The organism is Streptomyces sp. NPDC096040 (genome assembly GCF_040303265.1).
Taxonomy (GTDB): domain Bacteria; phylum Actinomycetota; class Actinomycetes; order Streptomycetales; family Streptomycetaceae; genus Streptomyces.
On the sequence record NZ_JBEOTA010000009.1, the window covers coordinates 266,519 to 288,050 of the forward strand.

Genomic DNA, 21,532 nt, shown 5'->3' on the forward strand with positions numbered 1-21,532 from the left:
CCACTACGGCTCGTTTCACGGAAAAACGCGTCCGCAGGGTGTTGAAGGCGCTGAGTGGTCTGATAAGTATGCGGGCATCTGCTCGAACACGCTCGATGAGGAGCTGCCAGATGCCCGGCAGAACACTGAGGAAGCGGAACAGGTCCCGGATCATCGGCGCGACGGCCGTGGCCGTCGGCGCCTCGCTCGTGCTCGCCGCATGCGGCAGTACCAAGGACACCGGTAGCGGCAGCGCCGGTGGCGGCGGCACCGGCAAGGTCGGGGTGATCCTGCCCCTGCTGACCTCGCCGTTCTGGCAGTCGTACAACGACTACGTACCCAAGATGGCGAAGTCGGAAGGCGTCGAGGCGCTGAAAACGGTCAACTCCAACAGTGACCCCTCGCAGCAGATCACCGACATCAACAACGAGCTGAACCAGGGCGTGAAGGGGCTGGTCGTCGCCCCGCTGGACAGCGCGGCCATCGAGGCGGGTCTCGACCAGGCCGACCGCAAGGGTGTACCGGTCGTCGCCGTGGACGTGGCGCCCGACAAGGGCAAGGTCGCCATGGTGGTGCGCGCTGACAACGTCGCCTACGGCACCAAGGCCTGCGACTATCTCGGCCGGCACGTGACCAGCGGCAAGGTCGTGCAGATCATGGGCGACCTGGCCTCGGTCAACGGCCGGGACCGGTCCGAGGCGTTCCGGGACTGTGTGAAGAAGAAGTACCCGAAGCTCAAGGTCCTGGAGATCCCGGCCAAGTGGGAGTCCGACACGGCCGCGTCCAAGCTGGACACGCTCCTCAACGCCAACCCCGACATCAAGGGCATCTACCTGCAGGCCGGCGGTGTCTATCTCGCGCCGACCCTGCAGACCCTGAAGTCCAAGGGCATGCTCAAGACGGCCGGCCAGAGCGGGCACATAGCGATCGTCTCCAACGACGGCATCCCGCAGGAGTTCGACGCCATCCGCAAGGGCGAGATCGACGCGACCGTCTCCCAGCCCGCCGACGCCTACGCCAAGTACGGCATGTACTACATCAAGGCGGCGATGGAGGGGAAGACGTTCAAGCCGGGTCCGACCGACCACGACTCCACGATCGTCAAGCTGCCCAGCGGCATCCTGGAGGACCAGCTCCCCGCGCCGCTCGTCACCAAGGACAACGTGGACGACCCGAAGCTGTGGGGCAACACGGTCAAATGAGCACGCCACTTGTTGAGGCCCGGGACATCGTCAAGCGGTACGGCCCCACCGTGGCCCTCGCCGAGGGCCGGCTCACCGTCTGGCCCGGCGAGTCCCACGCCCTCGTCGGCCGCAACGGCGCCGGAAAGTCCACCCTGGTCAACGTCCTCACCGGCCTCCAGGCCCCGGACGAGGGCGTGGTCCGCTTCGACGGCGAACCCGCGCCCCCGCTCGCCGACCGGGACGCCTGGCGGAGCAAGGTCGCCTGCGTCTACCAGAAACCCACTGTCGTACCGGAGTTGACGGTCGCCGAGAACCTCTTCATCAACCGGCAGCCACTGCACCGGGGTTTCATCAGCTGGCGGCGGCTGCGGAGCGAGGCCGCCGCCCTGCTCGACACCTGGGACGTCCATGTCGACCCCGAGGCGCGTACCGCCGACCTCAAGGTCGAGGACCGCCAGATGGTCGAGATCGCCAGGGCGCTGAGCTTCGGCGCCCGGTTCATCGTGCTCGACGAGCCGACCGCCCAGCTCGACAACCGGGAGATCGAGCGGCTGTTCAGCCGGATGCGGGCGCTCCAGGACTCGGGTGTGACCTTCCTGTTCATCTCGCACCACCTCCAGGAGGTCTACGAGGTCTGCCAGACCGTCACCGTGCTCCGTGACGCCCGCTGGATCACCACCGCGCCGGTCGCCGAGCTCCCGCGCCGGGCCCTGGTGGAGGCCATGGCGGGGGAGTCGATCGCCGAGCAGGACCACAGCCGCGAGGCGGTGGCGGACGAGTCCCCGGTCGTGCTGGACGTGCGGGGGCTGACCTCACCGTCATACCAGGACATCGACCTCACCGTGCGCCGGGGCGAGGTCGTCGGGATCGCCGGATCCAGCGGCAGCGGCAAGATCGAGCTGGCGGAGTCCTTCGCCGGGCTGTACTCACCGACCGGGGGAGCCGCCCGACTCGAGGGCGAGCGGCTGCCGTTCGGTGATGTGAAAGCCGCCCTGAAGGCCGGTGTCGGCTGTGTGCCGCGCGACCGGCACGGGCAGGGTCTGGTCTTCGGCCTGAGTATCGGCGACAACGCCACCATGAGCGTCCTCGACCGGCTCGGCCGCTTCGGATTCGTCGCCGGCGACCACAAGCGCCGTTTCGCCGACGAGTTGATCGAGCGTCTGGACATCCACGCCGAGGGTCCCGAGCAGCCCGTCTCCGACCTGTCCGGCGGCAACGCCCAGAAGGTCGTCATGGCCCGCGCCCTCGCCTCGGACCCCCGGCTGCTCGTGCTCATCAACCCCACCGCGGGCGTCGACGTGAAGTCGAAGGAGTCGCTGCTCGCCCGGATGGACAACGCCCGCGAGGACGGCACCGCCGTACTGGTCGTCTCCGACGAACTCGACGACCTGCGCCGCTGCGACCGTGTCCTCGTCCTCTTCCACGGCCGTGTCGTCGCCGAGCACCCGGCGGGCTGGCGCGACCACGAGCTGATCGCCTCCATAGAAGGAGTGGACTCCATGCCCCCAGGAGCTGACTCCCCGGCCGAAGGAGTGGACCATGGCTGACACGAAGGCCCCGTCGGCCTCGACCGCCGGCCCCGTGCGCCTCCCAGACGCCCGTGCCGCCAAGAACGTGCTGCTCCGCCGGATCCGTGAACTCGCGCTCGTACCCGCGCTGTTGGTGCTCCTTGTGCTCGGTGCGATCGTCAACGACTCGTTCCTCACCGAACGGAACCTGATCTCCATCCTGGGCGCCTCGGCGGCTCTGGCGATGGTGGTCCTCGCCGAGTCGCTGATCCTGATCACCGGCAAGATCGACCTGTCCCTGGAGTCGGTGGTCGGTATCGCGCCCGCCGTCGGCGCCCTGCTGGTGCTGCCGTCCGCGGAGTCCGGCTGGGGCACCGGGTGGCCGGCCGGGCTCGCCCTGTTCGCCGTCCTCGTCGTCGGCGGGGTCATCGGCGCCTTCAACGGCGTCCTGGTGGTGAAGTTCAAGCTCAACGCCTTCATCGTCACCCTCGCCATGCTGATCGTCCTGCGCGGGCTGCTCGTCGGCGCCACCAAGGGCAAGACGCTGTTCGGCATGCCCGACGCGTTCTTCTCCCTGGCCACCTCCACCTTCCTGCGCGTCCCGCTGTCGGTGTGGCTGGCCGCGGTCGCCTTCGGTGTGGCCGGGCTGATCCTCAAGTACCACCGGGTCGGCCGGGCCCTGTACGCGATCGGCGGCAACGCGGAGGCGGCCCGCGCGGCCGGTATCCGCGTCGACCGGGTGGTGCTCGGGGTGTCCGTCGTCGCCGGTGTCCTCGCCTCGGTCGGCGGAATCATGCAGACCGGCTATGTCGGTGCGATCAGCGCCAACCAGGGCAACAACATGATCTTCACGGTGATGGCGGCGGCCGTGATCGGCGGCATCAGCCTGGACGGCGGCAAGGGCACCATGTTCGGGGCCCTGACCGGCGTACTCCTTCTGGGTGTCGTACAGAACCTGCTCACCCTGGCGCAGGTCCCGTCGTTCTGGATCCAGGCCATCTACGGCGGCATCATCCTCGTGGCCCTCATGATCGCCCGTGTCACCACGGGACGGGCGCAGGACTGATCGACCGGCGTCCCGAACTCCCCCTGACGGAAAGGCAATCCGTGTCCCCGAGCCCCGGCCCCTCTTGTCGCGTCACCGCGGTCGACACCTACGACATCCGCTTCCCCACCTCGCGCGAGCTCGACGGCTCCGACGCGATGAACCCGGACCCCGACTACTCGGCGGCCTATGTCGTGCTGCGCACCGACGCGGCCGACGGGCACGAGGGGCACGGGTTCACGTTCACCATCGGGCGGGGCAACGACGTCCAGGTCGCCGCGATCGACGCGCTGCGGAACCATGTGCTCGGCCGCCCGGTCGACGAGATCTGCGACGACCCCGGAACCCTCTTCCAGGTCCTGATCGGCGACAGCCAGCTGCGCTGGCTCGGCCCCGAGAAGGGCGTGATGCACATGGCGATCGGCGCGGTGATCAACGCCGTCTGGGATCTCGCCGCGCGCCGGGCCGGCAAGCCGCTCTGGCAGCTGCTCGCCGACGCCGAACCCGAGTGGATCGTCCGCCAGATCGACTTCCGCTACCTCACCGACGCCCTCACCCCCGAGGAGGCCCTCGGCATCCTCCGGCGCGCCCGCGAAGGCGCCGACGAGCGCCGGGCCCGGCTGCTGGAGCGCGGCTTCCCCGCCTACACCACCTCCGCCGGCTGGCTCGGCTACGACGACGAGAAGCTCACCCGGCTCGCCGCCCAGGCGGTCGCCGACGGCTTCCAGCAGATCAAGCTGAAGGTCGGCGCCGACCTGGAGGACGACATCCGGCGCTGCCGGGTCGCCCGCTCGGTCGTCGGCCCGGACATCCGTATGGCCATCGACGCCAACCAGCGCTGGAACGTGGACGAGGCGATCCGCTGGACCAGGGCCCTCGCCGAGTTCGACCCGTACTGGATCGAGGAGCCCACCAGCCCCGACGACATCCTCGGCCACGCGGCCGTCCGCCGGGCGGTGACCCCGGTGAAGGTCGCCACCGGCGAACACGTGCAGAACCGGATCGTCTTCAAGCAGCTGCTCCAGGCCGGTGCCCTCGACATCGTCCAGATCGACGCGGCCCGGGTCGCCGGCGTCAACGAGAACCTCGCCATCCTGCTGCTGGCCGCCAAGTTCGGCGTCCCCGTCTGCCCGCACGCGGGCGGGGTCGGGCTGTGCGAACTCGTCCAGCACCTCTCGATGTTCGACTACCTCGCGGTCGCCGCCACCACCGACGACCGGGTCATCGAGTACGTCGACCATCTGCACGACCACTTCCGCGACCCAGTGGTGATCAGGGAGGGTCACTACACGGCACCCACCGCACCGGGCTTCTCGGCCGCCATGCGACCGGAGTCCATCGCGGAGTACACCTATCCGGGCGGCACCTTCTGGGCCGCCGACGCACAGACACAGACGCGGACACAGACGCAGACACAGACGCAGACGGGACAGGCCGCATGACCGACTTCGAGGGCATGAAGGCACTGGTCACCGGCGGGGCCTCCGGGATCGGCAGGGCCACCGCCGAACTCCTCGCCGAGCGCGGTGCCCAGGTCGCCGTCCTCGACCTCGACCCGTCCTCCGTCGAGAAGCCGCTGCTCGGCTTCCAGGCCGACGTCACCGACGACGACTCCGTGCGTACGGCCGTGGAGAGCGCGGTGGAGGCCCTGGGCGGCCTCGACGTCCTGGTCAACAACGCGGGCATCGGCGCCCAGGGCACGGTCGAGGACAACGACGACGACGAATGGCGCCGCGTCTTCGACGTCAACGTCCTCGGCATGGTCCGCACGGCCCGCGCCGCCCTCCCGCACCTGCGCCGCTCGGACCACGCGGCGATCGTCAACACCTGCTCCATCGCCGCCACTGCGGGCCTGCCGCAACGCGCCCTGTACAGCGCCACCAAGGGCGCCGTCTACTCCCTCACCCTCGCCATGGCCGCCGACCACCTCCGCGAGGGCGTCCGCGTCAACTGCGTCAACCCCGGTACGGCGGACACCCCGTGGATCGGCCGCCTCCTCGGCAAGACTCCCGACCCGGCCGCCGAACGCGCCGCCCTGGAGGCCCGCCAGCCCACCGGCCGCCTGGTCTCCGCCGCCGAAGTCGCGGGCGCCATCGCCTACCTGGCGAGCCCCCTGTCGGGCGCCACCACCGGCACCTCCCTTGCGGTCGACGGCGGCATGCAGGGCCTGCGGCTGCGCCCGGCGGGCCAGTGAACGCCCTCGGCCGAAGCGGTGTCCGGGTCAGCCCCCTGGGTCTCGGCGCCGCGGTGATCGGCAACCTCTACACCGAAGTCCCCGAGCGGCAGGCGCACGACACGATCACCGCCGCCTGGCAGCAGGGCATCCGCTACTTCGACACCGCCCCGCACTACGGCCTCGGCCTGTCCGAACGGCGGCTGGGCGAGGCGCTGCGGGAGTACGACCGGGAGGCCTACACCCTGTCCACCAAGGTGGGCCGCCGCCTGGAGCCGGGTCCCGGGGACGGCGACGACCTCGCCAACGGCTTCGCCGTGCCCGACACCTACCGCAGGGTCTGGGACTTCACCGCCGACGGCATCCGCCGCACCCTGGAGGCCAGCCTGGAGCGGCTCGGCCTCGACCGGGTCGACGCCGTCTTCCTCCACGACCCCGACGACCACGCCGAACAGGCCTTCCGCGAGGGCTATCCGGCCCTGGAGAAGCTCCGCTCCGAGGGGATCGTGGGCGCGATCGGCGCCGGCATGAACCAGACGACCATGCTCACCAGGTTCGTCCGCGACACCGACGTCGACGTGGTGCTGTGCGCCGGCCGCTACACCCTCCTCGACCAGAGCGCCCTGGCCGACCTGCTTCCGGCCGCCGAGGAGGGCGGTACGTCGGTGGTGATCGGCGGGGCCTTCAACTCCGGTCTGCTGGCGGACCCGAAGGCGGACGCCACCTACAACTATGCGCAGGTCTCCAACGAGTTGCTCGCCCGCGCACTGCGCCTCAAGGCGCTCGCCGAACAGCACGGCACCACCCTCCGCGCGGCCGCCCTCGCCTTCTGCGCCGCCCACCCGGCCGTGGCGAGCGTGCTGGTCGGCGCCCGCTCGGCGGCCGAGATCGCTGACGGGGCAGCGCAGTTCGCCACCCCGGTCCCCGCCGCCTTCTGGCAGGAACTGCGCGACAGCGCACTCCTGCCCGCGGACACCCCGCTCCCGACAGAGGACCCGTCATGAGAGTCGCCCCGCGAGCTGCCATGACCGTCGACGCCCACCACCATGTCTGGGACCTCTCGGTACGGGACCAGGACTGGATCACCGGAGCCGAACTCCAGCCACTCAGAAGGAACTTCACCGTCGAGGACCTGGAACCCGAGGCACGGGCGGCCGGCGTCACCCGCACGGTCCTCGTCCAGACGATCACCGTCCCGGAGGAGACCCCCGAGTTCCTGGCTCTCGCCGACACCCACGACCTGATCGCCGGAGTCGTCGGCTGGACCGAACTGACCGATCCGGCGATCGCCGACGAACTCGCCCGCCTCCGCGAACTCCCCGGCGGCGCCTATCTGAAAGGCATCCGCCACCAGGTCCAGGGTGAACCCGACCCGGAGTGGCTGCTGCGCCCGGACGTCCACCGGGGCCTGGCCGCGATCACGGCCGCGGGCCTCGTCTACGACCTGGTCGTACAGGCCCACCAGCTTCCGGCCGCTGCCAAGGCAGCCGAGTCCCACCCCGAACTCACCTTTGTGCTCGACCACTTGGGCAAACCCCCCATCGCATCAGGGGCCCTCGACCCCTGGGCCACCGCGGTACGCACCCTCGCCGCCCGGCCCAACACCGTCTGCAAACTCTCCGGCATGGTCACGGAGGCCGACCCCGCATCCTGGACGGTCGACGACCTCCGCCCGTACGCCGAGACGGTTCTGGACGCCTTCGGCCCTGACCGTCTGATGTTCGGCTCGGACTGGCCGGTGTGCGTCCTGGCCGGTACGTACGGCGAAGTATTCGACACGGCAACCCAGTTGATCGGTCTCGACGAACGAACCCGGGTCTTCGAGACCACCGCCACCCGCGTCTACGACCTCTGAGCCGCACCCGCCGGTAGCGTCTACCGTCGCTGAGCCGCGCTCTCCAGCCGTGTCGGCGGCATGAAATCCCGCACATACGTCCGCTCCCAGCACGCGCCCGTCTCCCGCAGCTCCCGCCAACTGGTGAAGCGGTAGCGGAAGAGACGGGCGCGGATGAAGCGCGGGGGCCGGTCCGGCGGGAAGGGGGAGCGGCGCAGCAGCCGTAGGGTGTCGCGGTCGTTCTCCAGGAGCCGCTCCACCAGGCCTCCGAACCAGTCGCCGGCGTACGCGGGGGAGAGGGCGGCGAACCACATCAGCCAGTCCAGGCGGAGGTGATACGGCGCGAACTGGCGAGGCCAGTACCGTGGATCGCCCGGCTTGCCCTTGAACTCGTACTCCCGCCAGTCGGAGTCCTCGCGCGGCGCCTCGTCCAGCGTGCCCTCGACCACCACCTCGTACCGCACCCGGCTGACGCTGCCGAACGCGCCGTAGGTGTTGACCAGGTGGAGCGGGTCGAAGGAGCGGTTCATGACCTGGCGGCGGGAGACCATGTTCACCACCGGGCGGTAGCTCAGGAAGAGCAGCAGCGCGGTCACGGCGAGGACGACGATCTCGTACCAGAGCGGGGCGGGGGCTGCGGAGGTGTGGCCGGTCGGCAGCTGCAGCGCCGACAGGGCCAGCACGATGGTGATCCAGTTCAGCCAGGAGAAGTTGCCGGAGAGCACCAGCCACAGCTGGGTGAGGATCATCAGCGACGCGGCCGCCGTCGCGATCGGCTGGGGAGTGAACAGCAGGACCGGGACCACGAGCTGGGTGAAGTGGTTCGCGGCGACCTCCGCCCTGTGCACCGGCTTCGGCAGGTGGTGGAAGAACCAGCTCAGCGGGCCCGGCATCGGCTGGGTCTCGTGGTGGTAGTAGAGGCAGGTCAGCTTGCGCCAGCAGGCGTCCCCGCGCATCTTGATCAGGCCCGCCCCGAACTCCACCCGGAACAGGATCCAGCGCAGCAGGAAGAGGACGACGACCGGCGGGGCCACCTCGTCGTTGCCGAGGAAGACCGCGAGGAAGCCGACCTCCAGGAGCAGGGACTCCCAGCCGAACGCGTACCAGGTCTGGCCGACGTTGACGATCGAGAGGTACAGCGCCCAGGGGATCAGCCACAGCACCATCCCGGCCCACAGGGGAAGCCAGGAGTCCAGCCCCGCCAGCAGCGCCACCGACACCGCGCAGCCCGCCCAGGCGCAGGCCGCGAAGAAGCGGTCCGAGTAGTGCCAGTGGAAGAGGCTCGGCGCCCGCCTGAAGGGGACCTGGGCGACGAACCTCGGGATCGGCAGCATCCCGCGCTCGCCCAGCAGGGCCCGGAACTGGAGCGCCGCCACCAGGAACGCGACGAGATACACACCGGCCAGCGCCCGCTGGAAGACCAGCCGGCTCAGCCAGTACCCGGGTGCGGTGAACCAGTCCACGGCCGTGCGCCCCTGCCTCTCTCCGGTCTGCGGCCCCGGCATCGCAAAAGGGCCTGTCACCCTGTGTACCGCGTCCCTCCGGTCGCGTAACCCGAGCGAGTGAAGTGGACAACATGGGAGGAATTGCCCGGGAGGGGTTCCCCTGGCATGGTGGCCCCATGGTTGATCGGGGAGCGAGTGCTCCGTCACTCCCGGACGACTGGCCCGCCCACCCGGACCACCCGATCCTGGCGCTCAACCGCATGGGCACCTTCGACTGGGACCTGGACGCCGGCCTGTTCCACATGGACGCCGAAGCGTACGAGGTGTTCGACCTGCTCCCCGAGGAGTACGACGGGCGTCCCGAGAGCCTTGCCGTCCGGGTGCCTCCGCCGGAGGCCAGCCGGCTGGACGCGGTGGTTGCCCAGGCCATCAAGGACGGCAGCGAGAACTACGGGGCGTACTTCCGCATCCGCCGCCGCGACGGCACACCACGCTGGACCCACACCCAGGGCTACATCCGGCGGGACGAGACGGGCCGACCGCGCCGGGTCGTCGGTGTGGTCCGGGACGCCACCCAGGAGCTGGAGGACAGCGAGGCGCGCAGCCTGCGGGCCGCCCAGGACCAGGCACTTCGCCACCAGTCCGGCGTCGTCCAGGTGGTCACCATGGCTCTCGCGCACGCCCGCAGCGTCCAGGACGTCATCGACGCCCTCAAGGACACCCAGGGCATCCCCAACCTGGGCGCGACCAGCCTGGTGATGGGACTGGTCGAGGCCGGCCGGATCCGGCTGGTCGCCGAGGGGCCGGCCGGCAGCTTCGTGCCCGGCACCGGGATCACCCGGATAGACGAGCCCTATCCGATGGGCGAGGTGGTGCGCACCCTCAGCCCGCGCTTCATCGAGTCACCGGAGGAGTTCGCCGAGGGCTACCCGATACTGTGGCCGCACATCACCGGCCTGCACATCACCTCGGCCGCCTACCTCCCCCTCATCGCCCAGGCCCGTCCGATCGGCGCCATGGGCCTGCTCTACAACGACCGCCTCGGCTTCTCCACCGAGGAACGCGCCGTCCTCGTCGCCCTCGGCGGCAGCATCGCGCAGAGCCTGCAGCGGGCCATGCTCTACGAGCAGGAGAAGGACCTCGCCCAGGGCCTCCAGCAGGCGATGCTGCCGCGCACCATCCCCAGCGTGCGCGGCGCCGACGTCGCCGTCCGCTACCGCTCCGCGAGCGCCGGCGGCGCCCTGGGCCGGGACATCGGCGGCGACTGGTACGACCTGATCCCGCTGCCCGGCGGCCGGGTCGGAGCGGTCATCGGGGATGTTCAGGGACATGACACGCACGCGGCGGCCGTCATGGGCCAGCTGCGTATCGTGCTGCGCGCCTACGCCGCAGAGGGCCACGCCCCGGCCACCGTGATGGCCCGCGCCTCCGTCTTCCTGGACGAACTGGACACCGACCGCTTCGCCACCTGCCTGTACGCCGAGGCCGACCTGTCCACCGGCGTCGTCCAGGTGGTCCGGGCCGGGCACATCGACCCGCTGATCCGCGGTGCCGACGGAAGCTGCCGCCGGGTCGCCGTCGAGGGCGGGCTGCCGCTCGGGCTGTCCGCCGAGTTCAAGAGCCTCGAATACCCGGTGACGACCCTGGAGCTCGACCCCGGCGAGACGCTGCTGCTGTGCACCGACGGACTCGTGGAGCAGCCCGGCACCGACCTCGGGGACGGTATGCAGGCCCTGACCGAACAGGTCGCGGAGGGGCCGGAGGACGTGCGGCGCCTGGCCGACAGGCTGATCGAGCTCGCCGAGGCGCGAGGCGGCGACGACGACGTGGCCCTGCTCCTGCTGCGCCGCCGGGGCCCGGACAGCACGCAGGCCGTCGGCCGCCTCCAGCAGCATGTGGCCTCCGGCGACCCCGAGGCGCTCAGCCTGGCCCGGCACATGATCCGCGCCGCCGTCCGGGCCTGGGGCGCCGGGGACCGCGCCGACGAGATCGAGCTGGTCGCCGACGAACTGATCACCAACGCGCTGATGCATACCGAGGGCTCCGCGATCGTCACCCTCAGGGTCCTCGGCGGCGGCGACCGCCGGCTCCGCGTCGAGGTCGAGGACTCCTCCAGCGCCCTGCCCCGGCGGCGCGAGGCGGGGCAGGACGGGGTGTCCGGGCGCGGCCTGCTGCTCGTCGACGAGATCGCCGACGGGTGGGGTGTGGAGGCACGCGGCGGCGGCAAGGCGGTGTGGTGCGAGTTCCGGATGCCGCGGCCCGCCTGACCCCGTGGGCCACGGGTGGCACCCTGGACGCATGCCCGAACTGCCCGAGGTCGAAGCGCTCAAGGACTTCCTGACCGACAACCTGGTCGGCCACGAGGTGGTGCGCGTCCTGCCGGTCGCCATCAGCGTCCTGAAGACGTACGACCCTCCCGTCGGCGTCTTCGAGGGCAGCGAGGTCGTCGCCGTGCACCGGCACGGCAAGTTCCTGGACCTCGAGGGTGACGGCGGCCTGCGCTTCATCACCCACCTGGCCCGCGCGGGCTGGCTCCAGTGGAAGGACCGGCTGCCGGACGGCCCGCCCCGGCCCGGGAAGGGGCCCCTCGCCCTGCGGGTGGCCCTGGAGACCGGCGCGGGCTTCGACCTCACCGAGGCCGGCACCCAGAAGAAGCTCGCCGTGTACATCGTCCGGGACCCGCGGGAGGTACCCGGCATCGCGCGGCTCGGCCCGGACCCGCTCGCCGCCGACTTCGACGAGGCCCGCCTCGCCGGCCTGCTCAAGGACGAGCGACGGCAGCTCAAGGGCGCCCTGCGCGACCAGAGCCTGATCGCCGGGGTGGGCAACGCCTACAGCGACGAGATCCTGCACGCGGCGAAGATGTCCCCGTTCAAGCTGGCCGCGTCCCTGACGCCCGAGGAGGTCCAGGGGCTGTACGAGGCGCTGCGCACCACCCTCACCGAGGCGGTGGAGCGCTCCCACGGCCTGGCGGCGGGCCGGCTCAAGGCGGAGAAGAAGAGCGGGCTGCGTGTCCACGGCCGGACCGGCGAGCCCTGCCCGGTCTGCGGGGGCACCATCCGCGAGGTCTCCTTCAGCGACTCCTCGCTGCAGTACTGCCCGACCTGCCAGACGGGCGGCAAGCCGCTCGCGGACCGTCGGATGTCCCGGCTGCTCAAGTAGCCGGCGGTCACTTGGGGTCCAGGGTCACCAGGCGCTGCCCGTCGGCGTCGCGCACCTCGTAGCGCTCGATCTCGTCGGGGTGCATCGAGGAGCCGCCCGCCATGGTGGACACCCGGTCGTCGTGGTCCCGCTCGGCCCAGGTGGTCACGATCTGCTCGGAGCCGTCCCGGCCGACGGCGACCAGCCGGCAGGAGCGCGGCCCTTCGGCATCCTTGACCTGCAACTCGATGGTGCTGCCCGAGTCCGTGTCCGCCGACTTCACCTGCGCCCACACACCCGACTGCGCGTCGGTGGCCGCGGTGACCTGCACGGCCGGCGGGGCGTCATGACCGGCGTACGTCACGATGCCGGGGCCGACGACCGCGAACACCACCGAGGCGGCGAGGCCGTACAGCAGCCTGCGGCGCTTGGCCCGGTGCCGGCTCGCGACCTCGGCGAGCAGCCGGTCCAGCAGCCGGGGACCCGGCTGGGCCATGGGGTGCACAAAGCGCGGCGTGGCCCTGCGGTACAGCATCAACTGCCGTGCGGTGGGGCCGAATTCGGTCACGTGTGCCGCGCAGCGCGGGCACTCCATGAGGTGGTCCTCGAAGCGGAAGGCCTCCGCCTCGTCCAGCACGCCGAGCGCGTACGCGCCGACGTCGCGATGCCTTTCCAGGGACCTCATGCCGAATCCTCGTGCCGATGGGTGCGGGTGGGGTTACTCACTGCTCCTTGCTCCCACCCGTACGCAGTCGGCCGCTGTTTCACTCAAGGCACGTACAGAATCGTAATCAACGGATTCGGAGCGGCCGGGCCCGCGGATTGGTGCCGATTCAAAAAAGATGGATGGCGAGATGTCCGAGGGGCAGACCGAGCCGCCAGGCTGGGGTCCACACCTTCGGTCCGTCGTCCTCGCCGAACACCGAACCGCCGCCCGGCACCGCGTCCAGGTCGGGTGCGAGCAGCTCGGTCTCCTCCAGCCAGCGCCAGGCCGCCGTGGCCAGATCCAGGTCCGGTGACGGCCCGACAGACGCGACCGCCTCGGCGGCCAGCCAGGCCATACGTTCCCTTACCCAGTGCTGCCACGGCTGGTCGTATGCCGTCAGCGAAAGCCAGTTCTCCAACTGGGACACGACCCGGATGCCCGACAGTTCGCCGTCCGTGTCGGAGAGGAAGATCGTCAGCGCCAGCGCGTCCCGGCCGGCCCGGAACTCGAAGGACGTCGGCGGCATGAGATCGCCGGTGCGCAGCAGTTCGTCGGCGATGTACTCGGCGTACAACCAGGCCATCGGGACCGCCAGTTCCCCGCTTCCGGCCCCGTCCGTGCTCTCTTGACCTCTGTGCAGCATCCCGTCCTGCCTTCCTCCGGTGCGCGCGCGTGGCCCCGACCCCGGGTCCGTCCCTCTCCCGGTGCGGAACACGGATGAAGACAGCTGATTGCTCAAACATGGTCCTCAGCAAGGCGCTTTACCGAGGTTTGACCTGGCTTACGGTTTCATCGCAGGTCGGGTGCATAACCGGGCAGAACCCGGCGCAGGGCGCGCAGCGCATAGTACGCCCGCGACTTCACGGTACCGGGTGGAATCCCGAGGGTCTCGGCGGCTTCCGCAACACTCGCCCCTTGGAAATACACCAGCACCAGGACTTCACGGTGCTCCGGGGTGAGAGTCTTCACAGCCTCCCGCACGTCGAGCGCCGCGGCGGCGCGTTCGGCGTGGTCGCCGATGGCCCGGGTGTTCTCCAGGACGGCGTCGTGCACCTCGGGCGGCCGTGCCTGCCGGGCCCGGCGCGCGTCGATGGCGAGCCGCCGGCCGACCGTCAGCAGCCGGGGCAGTACGGAGTCGAAGCGGTCGGCGCGCAGTGCCTCGGGATGCTGCCAGGCGCGTACGAGGGTCTCCTGCACGAGGTCCTCGGCCCGTTGCCGGTCGCCGTCGCTGAGCCGCAGCAGCAGCGCGAAGAGCGGGCGGCCGTGCTCGCGCTGGAGTGCGGCGAGCTCGTGCTCGGCGGTCGTCGTCCCGTCGGGAAGAGTGGTTCCGGCCGTCATGGCCGTATGGCATCGCAGGGCCGGCCCTGGGGACAGGGGACGCACAGGGATCTGCGGCGGACGGTCGATCGCGTCGGCGAACGGTGCGACGAACGGTCCGTCATCCCCCTTACCCGACCCGGATGGGTCAATCGGGGCGCCTGAGTTGTTTGCGGCCCGGCCCGGCTTCGTACCCATTGATCTGTATATCGGACAAGGCTTGCGACTCTGGGGTGCTCCTGATGATCAATCGCAGACGCCAGGCGGCACTGGCCCTGACCGCCCTGCTCGCCACCGCAGCCGCCTGCCAGAACCACGCACGGCAGGAGAACGCCGCCCCGCCCGGCCAGCCGGCACCCGCCGTGCCCGCTCCCGGTGGTGGCTTCACCCTCGTCGCCTCCGGTGACGTCATGCCGCAGAAGTCCGCGATCGACCACGCGAACCTCGATGCGGGCGGCAACGGCCACGACTTCCGCCCGATGCTCGCCGGCGTCGAACCCGTCGTCTCCCACGCCGACCTGGCCCTCTGCCACCTGGCGACCGTGGCCGACGGGCAGTCCGGCTCTCCCGGTGTCACGTCCCCGCCACAGCTCGCCGAGGGCTTGGCCGCCATCGGTTACGACGGCTGTTCCACCGCCTCCGACCGCGCCCTCGACGGCGGCGCCGACGGCGTCAAGCGCACCCTCGACACCCTGGACGGGGCGGGCCTGCGGCACGCCGGCACCGCCCGTACCCAGGCCGAGGCGGCCACCGTCGCTCTGCTCAACGCGGGCCGCACCAGAGTCGCTCACCTCTCCTACACCTTCGACGTCAACGGCAACCCCCTGCCGCCCGGGCAACCCTGGGCGGTCAACCTCCTCGACGAGAACCGCATCCTCGCCGACGCCCGCGCCGCCCGGCAGGCGGGAGCCGCCGTGGTCGTCGTCTCCGTGCACTGGGGCACCGACGGGCAGGACGCCCCCGACCAGCAGCAGCTCACCCTCGCCAAGCGGCTCACCGCCGCACGGACCGGCGGGCGCCCCGACATCGACCTGATCCTCGGCACCCACGCCCACATCCCGCAGGCGTACGAGAAGGTCAACGGCACCTGGGTGGTCTACAGCCTCGGCGACCAGCTCGCCGGCGAGCTGTACAACCGCCAGGGCCACCAGGACCCGCGCGGCAACCAGTCCACACTCGCCCGCTTCACCTTCACCCCGCCCACGCGCCCCGGCGGCCGCTGGGAGGTGGCCAAGGCCGAGTTCATCCCCCAGCTGTACGACCTCGACGCCGGCCGGGTCGTCGACCTCAACGCGGCCATCGACCAGGGCGCCGACTTCACCGCCGTTCGCGACAGCATCCGGGACGTCGTGCTCAGCCGTGGGGCCGCCAAGGACGGGCTGGTGATGGGGGAGTAGCGGCGGTCACTCCACATCGACGTGGTCGAACGTCCGCAGCAGTTGCTTCAGCACTCGCACGCACGCCGTGATCTCGGCGTCGGTCAGATCGCCGCCGACCTGCCGGTTCAGGGCGTGCTCGCGGGCGAGGATCGCGGTGATCGTGGCGCGGCCCTCGGCCGTGAGCCGGATCAGGGAGGAGCGCTGGTGCGCCGGGTTGGGGATGACCTCGGCCCAGCCGTGCGCCACCGCGTCGTTCACCGTGCGCTGCACGAACTGCCGGCTCAGCGCCATGATCCGGCCCATCTGGGGCACCGTCATGGGCTCGAACCGGCGCAGCAGATCCAGCACGGAGCGCACGCCGACGGAAGCCCCCTCCATCTGCTCGCCCTGCTCGAGCTTGCGGAAGGCACGCCGGTAGAGCGGGCCGATGAGGTCGTACACCTCGGTGATGCGCTCGGCCAGCTCGTCGGGGGCGAGGGGCTTGTCGATGTCGTTCACCCGGCCATCATGCACCGTGCCGTGGTGACACCTCGGGTGTCAAAGTCGTCATGACAACTCAGTTGTCAAAGCCTCGGGAAAATGACACCTTGGTTGTCATGAATGGTGCTGCGGACGTCCGCTTCTTCCCGTCCTCCGACGGCGACCTCGCCTATCTCGACACCGGCTCCGGCGACCCGGTGGTCCTGCTCCACTCCGGATACGTCGACCATCGCTTCTGGGCCGGCCAGATCCCGGCCCTCGCCGCCGAGTACCGGGTGATCGCCCCGGACGTGCGCGGCCACGGGTCCTCCGCCAACGCGAGCAAGCCGTTCCGGTGGGCCGACGACCTCGCCGAACTGCTGCGCCAACTCGACGCCGGGCCCGCGGTCCTGGTCGGTGTGTCGATGGGCGGGGTGATCGCCACCGACACCGTGCTGGAACACCCGGAACTGGTCCGTGCCGTGGTCACCTGTGGCGCGGTCACCGGCGACTTCCGGTACACGGATCCCTGGCACCAGGCACTCCAGGCCGAGTACGCCCGCGCCCTGGGCGCCGGTGACATCGAGGGCTGGCTCGACGCCTTCGTACGGGTCGCGACGGGCGAACACCGTGAACCCGACGCCCTCGACCCGGAGATCCCGCGCCGGCTCCGGGAGATGGCCCGCCACACCCTCTCCAAGCACGCGCCGGGCGAGACGGACTGGCATGTGCGGGTGACCGACTCCTGGCCCCGGGTGCCGAAGATCGACGTCCCGGTCCTCACGATCAACGGCGGCCTGGAACCCGCCGATCTGCTCGCCGCCGCCGAACGCCTCGCCCGCGAGGTCCCCGACGGCCGCGCCGAGATCGTCGAAGGCACCGACCACTATCCGAACCTGGAACGGCCGGACGTCTTCAACGACCTCCTGCTCGGGTTCCTGCGCTCGCTCCGACTAACGCCCGGCCAGCCGTGACCTCTTGTACGAGTAGCCGAAGTAGATCACGCACCCGATCACGAACCAGACCGCGAACCGCACCCAGGTCTGCCACGCCAGGAACGTGATCAGCCAGATCGAGAAGACGACACCCAGCGCCGGCACGAACGGCATCCATGGCGTACGGAAGGTGCGCGGCAGCTCCGGCTGCCGGTAGCGGAGCACGATCACCGCCGTGCACACCACCACGAACGCCAGCAGGATGCCGATGTTGGTGAGTTCGGCCGCCTCGCCGATCGGCACGAACCCGGCGAGGAGCGCCGAGGCCACACCGACGATCCAGGTCACCCGCGTCGGCACGTGCCGCGTCGGGTGCGTCTTCGCGAACCAGCCGGGCAGCAGCCCGTCCCGGGACATGGAGAACCACACACGGGTCACACCCAGCATGAACGTGAACATCACCGTGAGGATGCCGATGATCGCGCCCACCGCGATCACATCCGCGAGCCCGTTCAGCCCCACCGACTTGAACGCCGTCGAGAAGCCGCTCTCCGGGTCGATGTCCTTGTAGTTCTGCATGCCGGTCAGGACCAGACAGGCCGCCACGTACAGCACCATGGAGATCGCCAGCGAGTAGATGATCGCTTTCGGCATGTGCCGCTGCGCGTCCTTCGACTCCTCGGCCGCCGTCGACATCGCGTCGTACCCGAAGACCGCGAAGAACACCGTGGCCGCACCCGTGAACGCCCCGCTGACGCCGAAGGGGAAGAAGGGGTGGTAGTTCGCCGAGTTGATGTGGAACACACCGACACCGACCACCAGCAGCACCACCAGCACCTTGAGTACCACCACGACCGTCTCGAACCGGGCCGCGCTGCGGATGCCGAGGTTGAGCAGATAGGCGATCAGCAGGCAGAGCACGGCGGCGAACAGGTCGACCCGGTGGCCGGCGCCGGTGCCGGGCGCGCCCAGCATCCACCGCGGCAGTTCCGCGCCCATCTGCTCGACCAGGAAGCCGAAGTACCCGGAGATGCCGATCGCGACCACCGCCACGATCGCCGTGTACTCCAAAAGCAGGTCCCAGCCGATGAACCAGCCCGCGAACTCGCCGAGCACCGCATAGCCGTAGGTGTACGCCGATCCCGCCTTCGGGATCAGCCCGGCGAACTCGGCGTACGACAGCGCGGCGCAGGCGCTCGCCAGACCGGCGATGAGAAAGGAGATCAGGACGGCGGGACCGGCCGTGCCGTTGGCGACGGTACCGGCGAGGGTGAAGATGCCCGCGCCGATGATGCCGCCCACACCGATCGCGGTCAGCTGCCACAGCCCGAGCGATCTGTCGAGCCGGGCACCCTCGCCGACCTCGGTCTCCTCGATGTGTTCGATGGGTTTGCGGCGGAGAATTCCTTCACCCGTACGGAGCTTCGCCATGTGCCTCACCTCTTCGCCGATCGCGAACGGCTGACGGCGGATCATGATGGCTCAGGGGCGTCACGGACGGAAGACGCCACGCACGCTCTCGGCCCAGCCGGGCACCCAGGTCCGGGGCGCGGGGCGGGGCGGCCGGGTGCGGGCGAGATGGCCGCGCAGGGCGACCAGCGCCGGGTGCGGGTTGGCGGTGGTCCACACCAGCGAGTGCGGGTAGACGGGGGTCGGGTCGAGCAGCGGGATACGGCGCAGATCGTGACCTTCCGGCCAGACCAGCCGGGTCTGCTCACTGACGAGGGTCGCCAGCGTGTCGGAGCCGGCGACCGCCTCCTGCACCGCCCCGGTGAAGTTGGGGCCCGAGGAGTCGATGGTGAGGTCGAACTCGGCGGCGAGTGAGGCGTAGTACGCGGCCCACTCGGTGCCGTCCACGATGCCCGGCATCCAGATCCGGTGCCCGGCCAGCTCCCCGGGCGAGACCGAGCGACGGCCGGCCAGGGCGTGCCCCGGGCCGGTGAGCAGCTGGACCGGCTCGTCGAGCACCCGGGCCGCCTCGACGCCCCTGGGCAGCGGCCGGCCGGGCATGGCGACGGCACGGAAGGACGCGTCGATCGCACCGGAGCGCAGGGCGGTGAGCGCCGAGTCCACGTCGAAGAGCGTGACGACGTCCAGCGCGATCTCCGGGTGCGCCTCGTGGAAGCCGCGCAGCAGCGTCGCCGGGGCGAGCCGCGACCCGATCACATCGACCCGCAGAGGGCGCCGCCCGGATCGCACGGAGGCGGTCGCGCGCTCCTCGGCCAGCAGCAGCTCGCGTGCGTGCGGAAGGAAGGTCCGGCCGTCGACGGTCAGGTCGGCACCCCGGGCGGTACGGGTGAACAGCCGCACCCCCAGCTCCTTCTCCAGTGCGGCGATCCGCTTGGAGACGGCCTGCTGGGTGACCGCCAGCACGGCGGCGGCCTCCTGGAACTGCCCCGAGTCGGCGACGGCGACGAAGGTGCGTACGGCTCTGAGGTCCACGTCCCCACCGTACAACCGCAGGTTGTGACAGATGGTCGGGGAGTTGTTTGATTCGGCGGCCACCTGCGCGTTTTCATGTCCCGGGTCAACGGGAGGTTGTGCATGGGGCGACGGTTCGGGTGGCTGTGGGCCGCGTACTCGGTGAGTGCGCTGGGCACCTATCTGGCCTTCGACGCGTTCTCGGTGATCGCGGTCATCGCCCTCCACGCCGACTCCGCTCAGGTGGCGCTGCTCGCCGCGACCGGGCCCGCCGTGGGCGCGGTGGTGGCCGTGCCACTCGGTCCGTGGGTGGAGTTCCGGCGCAAGCGGCCGGTGATGATGGCGATGGATCTGGTCCGGTTCGCCGCTCTGCTCACCGTCCCCGCCGCCTACGCGCTCGGCGGGCTCGGCCTCGGCCAGCTGCTGCTGGTGTCGGTACTCGTCGCGGCGGCCGACATCACCTTCAACGCGGCCTCCGGCGCCTTTCTGAAGAACCTCGTACCCGCCGACCGGCTGCTCACCGCGAACGCCCGCTTCGAGTCCTCGAACTGGACCGCGCTGGTCCTCGGACCGCCGCTCGGCGGCGCGGCGATCGGCGTGTTCGGCCCGGTCACCACCGTCGTGGCGAACGCCGTCAGCTTTCTGCTGTCGGCGCTCGGCATCCGGGCCGTCGGCGGCGGTGAGACCCGGCCGGAGCACACCCGCACGGAGCGCCTGCGCGCAGCCGACCTGCTCGACGGCTGGCGGCACATCCTCGGCAGCCCGGAGCTGCGGCCGCTGTTCTTCAACAACCTCGCGGCCAACGCCCTGATCATGGTCGCCGCACCGCCGCTGGCCGTCCTCATGCTCGGCCCGCTGGGCTTCGCCCCCTGGCAGTACGGCCTCGCCTTCGCCGTGCCCTGCCTGGGCGGCCTCCTCGGCTCCCGGACGGCCCGCCCGCTGGCCACTCGGTACGGGCAGCGGCGGGTACTGCGCAGCGCGGCCACCCTGCGCACCGTCTGGCCCCTCGGGCTGGCCTTCGTCCGGCCCGGGCTCCCCGGACTGCTGCTGGTGATGGTCCTGGAGTTCGGCGTGATCACCTGCTCGGCCGTCTACAGCCCGGTGTACGCCACCCGCCGCCTGGAGTGCACCCCGAACGACCGGGTCGCCCGCACCTTGTCCGCCTGGTCGATCACCGGCAAAGCCACCACGGCCGCGCTCACCGCACTGTGGGGCCTGCTGGCGAGCCTCACCGGCCCGCGCACCGCCATCGCCGTGGCCGGTGTCCTGCTCCTGGCGACCCCGGTGCTCCTGCTCGGGGAGCCCCGGAAGGCGGCTACGGTACGACCGTCACCGGCCACCGTCCCGCCTTCACCAGGCGGATCGCCACCGAGCCGATGAACCGGTGGCCGGCCTGCTCGGAGGCGCCCACCACCACCGCGTCCGCCTTCAGTTCGTCGGCCGCCTTCACCAGGCCGGTATAGGGGTCACCGCGGAAGGTGTGGAACTCCCAGCGCACCTCGAATATCCCCTTGAGCCGCTCGGCCGCCTCCCTGACCTGGGCGACCAGTTCCTCCGCGATCTCGTCGGTCGTCTCCGCCACCGGCGCCCCGAGAGCCGCCCCGGCCGCCAGGACCGGCTGCACGTACACGACGGCGAGCAGCGCGTGCTGCCGCCGGGCCAGGCCACCGGCGTAGGAGGCCGCGCGCCACGAGGAGTCCGAGCCGTCGACACCGACCACGATGACCTTGGGGCCGTCCGTGCCCCGCTCGAACTGGTGTTGTTCCGCCACGGTCCGAGGCTATCGGAAACCGCAGGCCCCCCAGGTGCCAGGGGGTGCTCGACGGACGCGTCGCCTCCGGTTGGCGGCGGGCTGGTCGATGGGCGTGTGGGGTGTTGTCGGCGTGGGGCCAGTGGATGGGTGAGTGAGGTCTTGTTCGCCTCGGGCCCGTCGGCGGGCGAGTCGGTTTTGGTTGGTTGTGGGCCGGTGGAGGGGCGGGCCGGGTTCTGCTGGTCGTGGGCCGGCC

At 70.8% G+C, this 21,532-nt stretch carries 20 protein-coding genes; 12 read left to right on the plus strand and 8 right to left on the minus strand.

Features of this window, described 5'->3' with window-relative positions:
• Positions 1–110 precede the first annotated feature (110 nt).
• The 7 genes from ABTY98_RS14845 to ABTY98_RS14875 are packed head-to-tail and all read left to right on the plus strand — an operon-like array spanning position 111 to position 7,744.
• Positions 111–1,181, plus strand: coding sequence for a sugar ABC transporter substrate-binding protein (locus tag ABTY98_RS14845; protein WP_352221274.1), 1,071 nt, complete (start codon positions 111–113; stop codon positions 1,179–1,181).
• Positions 1,178–2,710, plus strand: coding sequence for a sugar ABC transporter ATP-binding protein (locus ABTY98_RS14850; RefSeq protein ID WP_352221276.1), 1,533 nt, complete (start codon positions 1,178–1,180; stop codon positions 2,708–2,710). Before ABTY98_RS14845 ends, ABTY98_RS14850 begins: the two co-directional genes overlap by 4 nt.
• Positions 2,703–3,737, plus strand: a complete 1,035-nt coding sequence (locus ABTY98_RS14855) for an ABC transporter permease (RefSeq protein ID WP_352221277.1) — start codon at positions 2,703–2,705, stop codon at positions 3,735–3,737. Before ABTY98_RS14850 ends, ABTY98_RS14855 begins: the two co-directional genes overlap by 8 nt.
• A gap of 41 nt (positions 3,738–3,778) precedes the next feature.
• Positions 3,779–5,158, plus strand: a complete 1,380-nt coding sequence (locus ABTY98_RS14860) for an L-fuconate dehydratase (protein WP_352221278.1) — start codon at positions 3,779–3,781, stop codon at positions 5,156–5,158.
• Positions 5,155–5,910 carry an SDR family NAD(P)-dependent oxidoreductase gene (locus tag ABTY98_RS14865; protein ID WP_352221279.1) on the plus strand — a complete coding sequence of 252 codons (756 nt, stop codon included), beginning with the start codon at positions 5,155–5,157 and terminating at the stop codon, positions 5,908–5,910. The genes ABTY98_RS14860 and ABTY98_RS14865 overlap by 4 nt, the downstream gene beginning before the upstream one ends.
• Complete coding sequence (locus ABTY98_RS14870) at positions 5,907–6,893, plus strand: aldo/keto reductase (protein ID WP_352221280.1); 987 nt, start codon at positions 5,907–5,909, stop codon at positions 6,891–6,893. Before ABTY98_RS14865 ends, ABTY98_RS14870 begins: the two co-directional genes overlap by 4 nt.
• 20 nt (positions 6,894–6,913) lie before the next feature.
• Positions 6,914–7,744: an amidohydrolase family protein gene (locus ABTY98_RS14875; protein ID WP_352221340.1), complete on the plus strand. Its 831-nt coding sequence runs from the start codon at positions 6,914–6,916 to the stop codon at positions 7,742–7,744.
• A 20-nt stretch (positions 7,745–7,764) separates the two neighbouring features.
• Here the strand turns inward: ABTY98_RS14875 and ABTY98_RS14880 are convergent, their stop codons facing one another.
• On the minus strand, positions 7,765–9,186 hold the full coding sequence (locus ABTY98_RS14880; protein WP_352221281.1) for a lipase maturation factor family protein: 1,422 nt from the start codon (positions 9,184–9,186) through the stop codon (positions 7,765–7,767).
• A 158-nt stretch (positions 9,187–9,344) separates the two neighbouring features.
• Between ABTY98_RS14880 and ABTY98_RS14885 the strand changes: the two genes are divergently transcribed.
• Both ABTY98_RS14885 and ABTY98_RS14890 read left to right on the plus strand, forming a co-directional pair.
• Positions 9,345–11,435: a SpoIIE family protein phosphatase gene (locus ABTY98_RS14885; RefSeq protein ID WP_352221282.1), complete on the plus strand. Its 2,091-nt coding sequence runs from the start codon at positions 9,345–9,347 to the stop codon at positions 11,433–11,435.
• 31 nt (positions 11,436–11,466) lie between these two features.
• Positions 11,467–12,330 carry an Fpg/Nei family DNA glycosylase gene (locus ABTY98_RS14890; RefSeq protein ID WP_352221283.1) on the plus strand — a complete coding sequence of 288 codons (864 nt, stop codon included), beginning with the start codon at positions 11,467–11,469 and terminating at the stop codon, positions 12,328–12,330.
• Between the two features lie 7 nt (positions 12,331–12,337).
• Here the strand turns inward: ABTY98_RS14890 and ABTY98_RS14895 are convergent, their stop codons facing one another.
• From ABTY98_RS14895 to ABTY98_RS14905, 3 genes are all read right to left on the minus strand, one after another.
• Entirely contained in the window at positions 12,338–12,994 is a 657-nt protein-coding gene (locus tag ABTY98_RS14895; RefSeq protein ID WP_352221284.1) for a zf-HC2 domain-containing protein, read from the minus strand.
• Positions 12,995–13,142: 148 nt separating this feature from the next.
• Complete coding sequence (locus ABTY98_RS14900) at positions 13,143–13,658, minus strand: hypothetical protein (protein WP_352221285.1); 516 nt, start codon at positions 13,656–13,658, stop codon at positions 13,143–13,145.
• Positions 13,659–13,804: 146 nt separating this feature from the next.
• On the minus strand, positions 13,805–14,353 hold the full coding sequence (locus ABTY98_RS14905; protein WP_352221286.1) for a sigma-70 family RNA polymerase sigma factor: 549 nt from the start codon (positions 14,351–14,353) through the stop codon (positions 13,805–13,807).
• Between the two features lie 221 nt (positions 14,354–14,574).
• Here ABTY98_RS14905 and ABTY98_RS14910 point away from each other — a divergent pair, with 221 nt between their 5' ends.
• Positions 14,575–15,729 (plus strand): CapA family protein, encoded by a 1,155-nt coding sequence (locus ABTY98_RS14910; protein WP_352221287.1) that lies wholly within the window; start codon positions 14,575–14,577, stop codon positions 15,727–15,729.
• A gap of 6 nt (positions 15,730–15,735) precedes the next feature.
• Here the strand turns inward: ABTY98_RS14910 and ABTY98_RS14915 are convergent, their stop codons facing one another.
• Positions 15,736–16,209 carry a MarR family winged helix-turn-helix transcriptional regulator gene (locus ABTY98_RS14915; protein ID WP_352221288.1) on the minus strand — a complete coding sequence of 158 codons (474 nt, stop codon included), beginning with the start codon at positions 16,207–16,209 and terminating at the stop codon, positions 15,736–15,738.
• A 98-nt stretch (positions 16,210–16,307) separates the two neighbouring features.
• Here ABTY98_RS14915 and ABTY98_RS14920 point away from each other — a divergent pair, with 98 nt between their 5' ends.
• Positions 16,308–17,144: an alpha/beta fold hydrolase gene (locus ABTY98_RS14920; protein WP_352221290.1), complete on the plus strand. Its 837-nt coding sequence runs from the start codon at positions 16,308–16,310 to the stop codon at positions 17,142–17,144.
• Here the strand turns inward: ABTY98_RS14920 and ABTY98_RS14925 are convergent.
• The gene (locus ABTY98_RS14925; protein WP_352221291.1) at positions 17,124–18,536 is read right to left on the minus strand and encodes an amino acid permease; all 1,413 of its coding nucleotides are present in this window, start codon (positions 18,534–18,536) and stop codon (positions 17,124–17,126) included. The genes ABTY98_RS14920 and ABTY98_RS14925 overlap by 21 nt on opposite strands.
• Before the next feature lie 60 nt (positions 18,537–18,596).
• Complete coding sequence (locus ABTY98_RS14930) at positions 18,597–19,547, minus strand: LysR family transcriptional regulator (protein ID WP_352221292.1); 951 nt, start codon at positions 19,545–19,547, stop codon at positions 18,597–18,599.
• Between the two features lie 102 nt (positions 19,548–19,649).
• On the opposite strand from ABTY98_RS14930, the gene ABTY98_RS14935 reads away from it, so the two are divergent.
• Complete coding sequence (locus ABTY98_RS14935; protein WP_352221293.1) at positions 19,650–20,906, plus strand: MFS transporter; 1,257 nt, start codon at positions 19,650–19,652, stop codon at positions 20,904–20,906.
• On the opposite strand, the gene ABTY98_RS14940 is transcribed toward ABTY98_RS14935, so the two are convergent.
• A complete protein-coding gene (locus tag ABTY98_RS14940; protein ID WP_352221294.1) occupies positions 20,842–21,297 on the minus strand; it encodes a universal stress protein in 456 nt (151 codons plus the stop codon). The two genes, ABTY98_RS14935 and ABTY98_RS14940, sit on opposite strands and share 65 nt — an antisense overlap.
• Between the last annotated feature and the right edge of the window lie 235 nt (positions 21,298–21,532).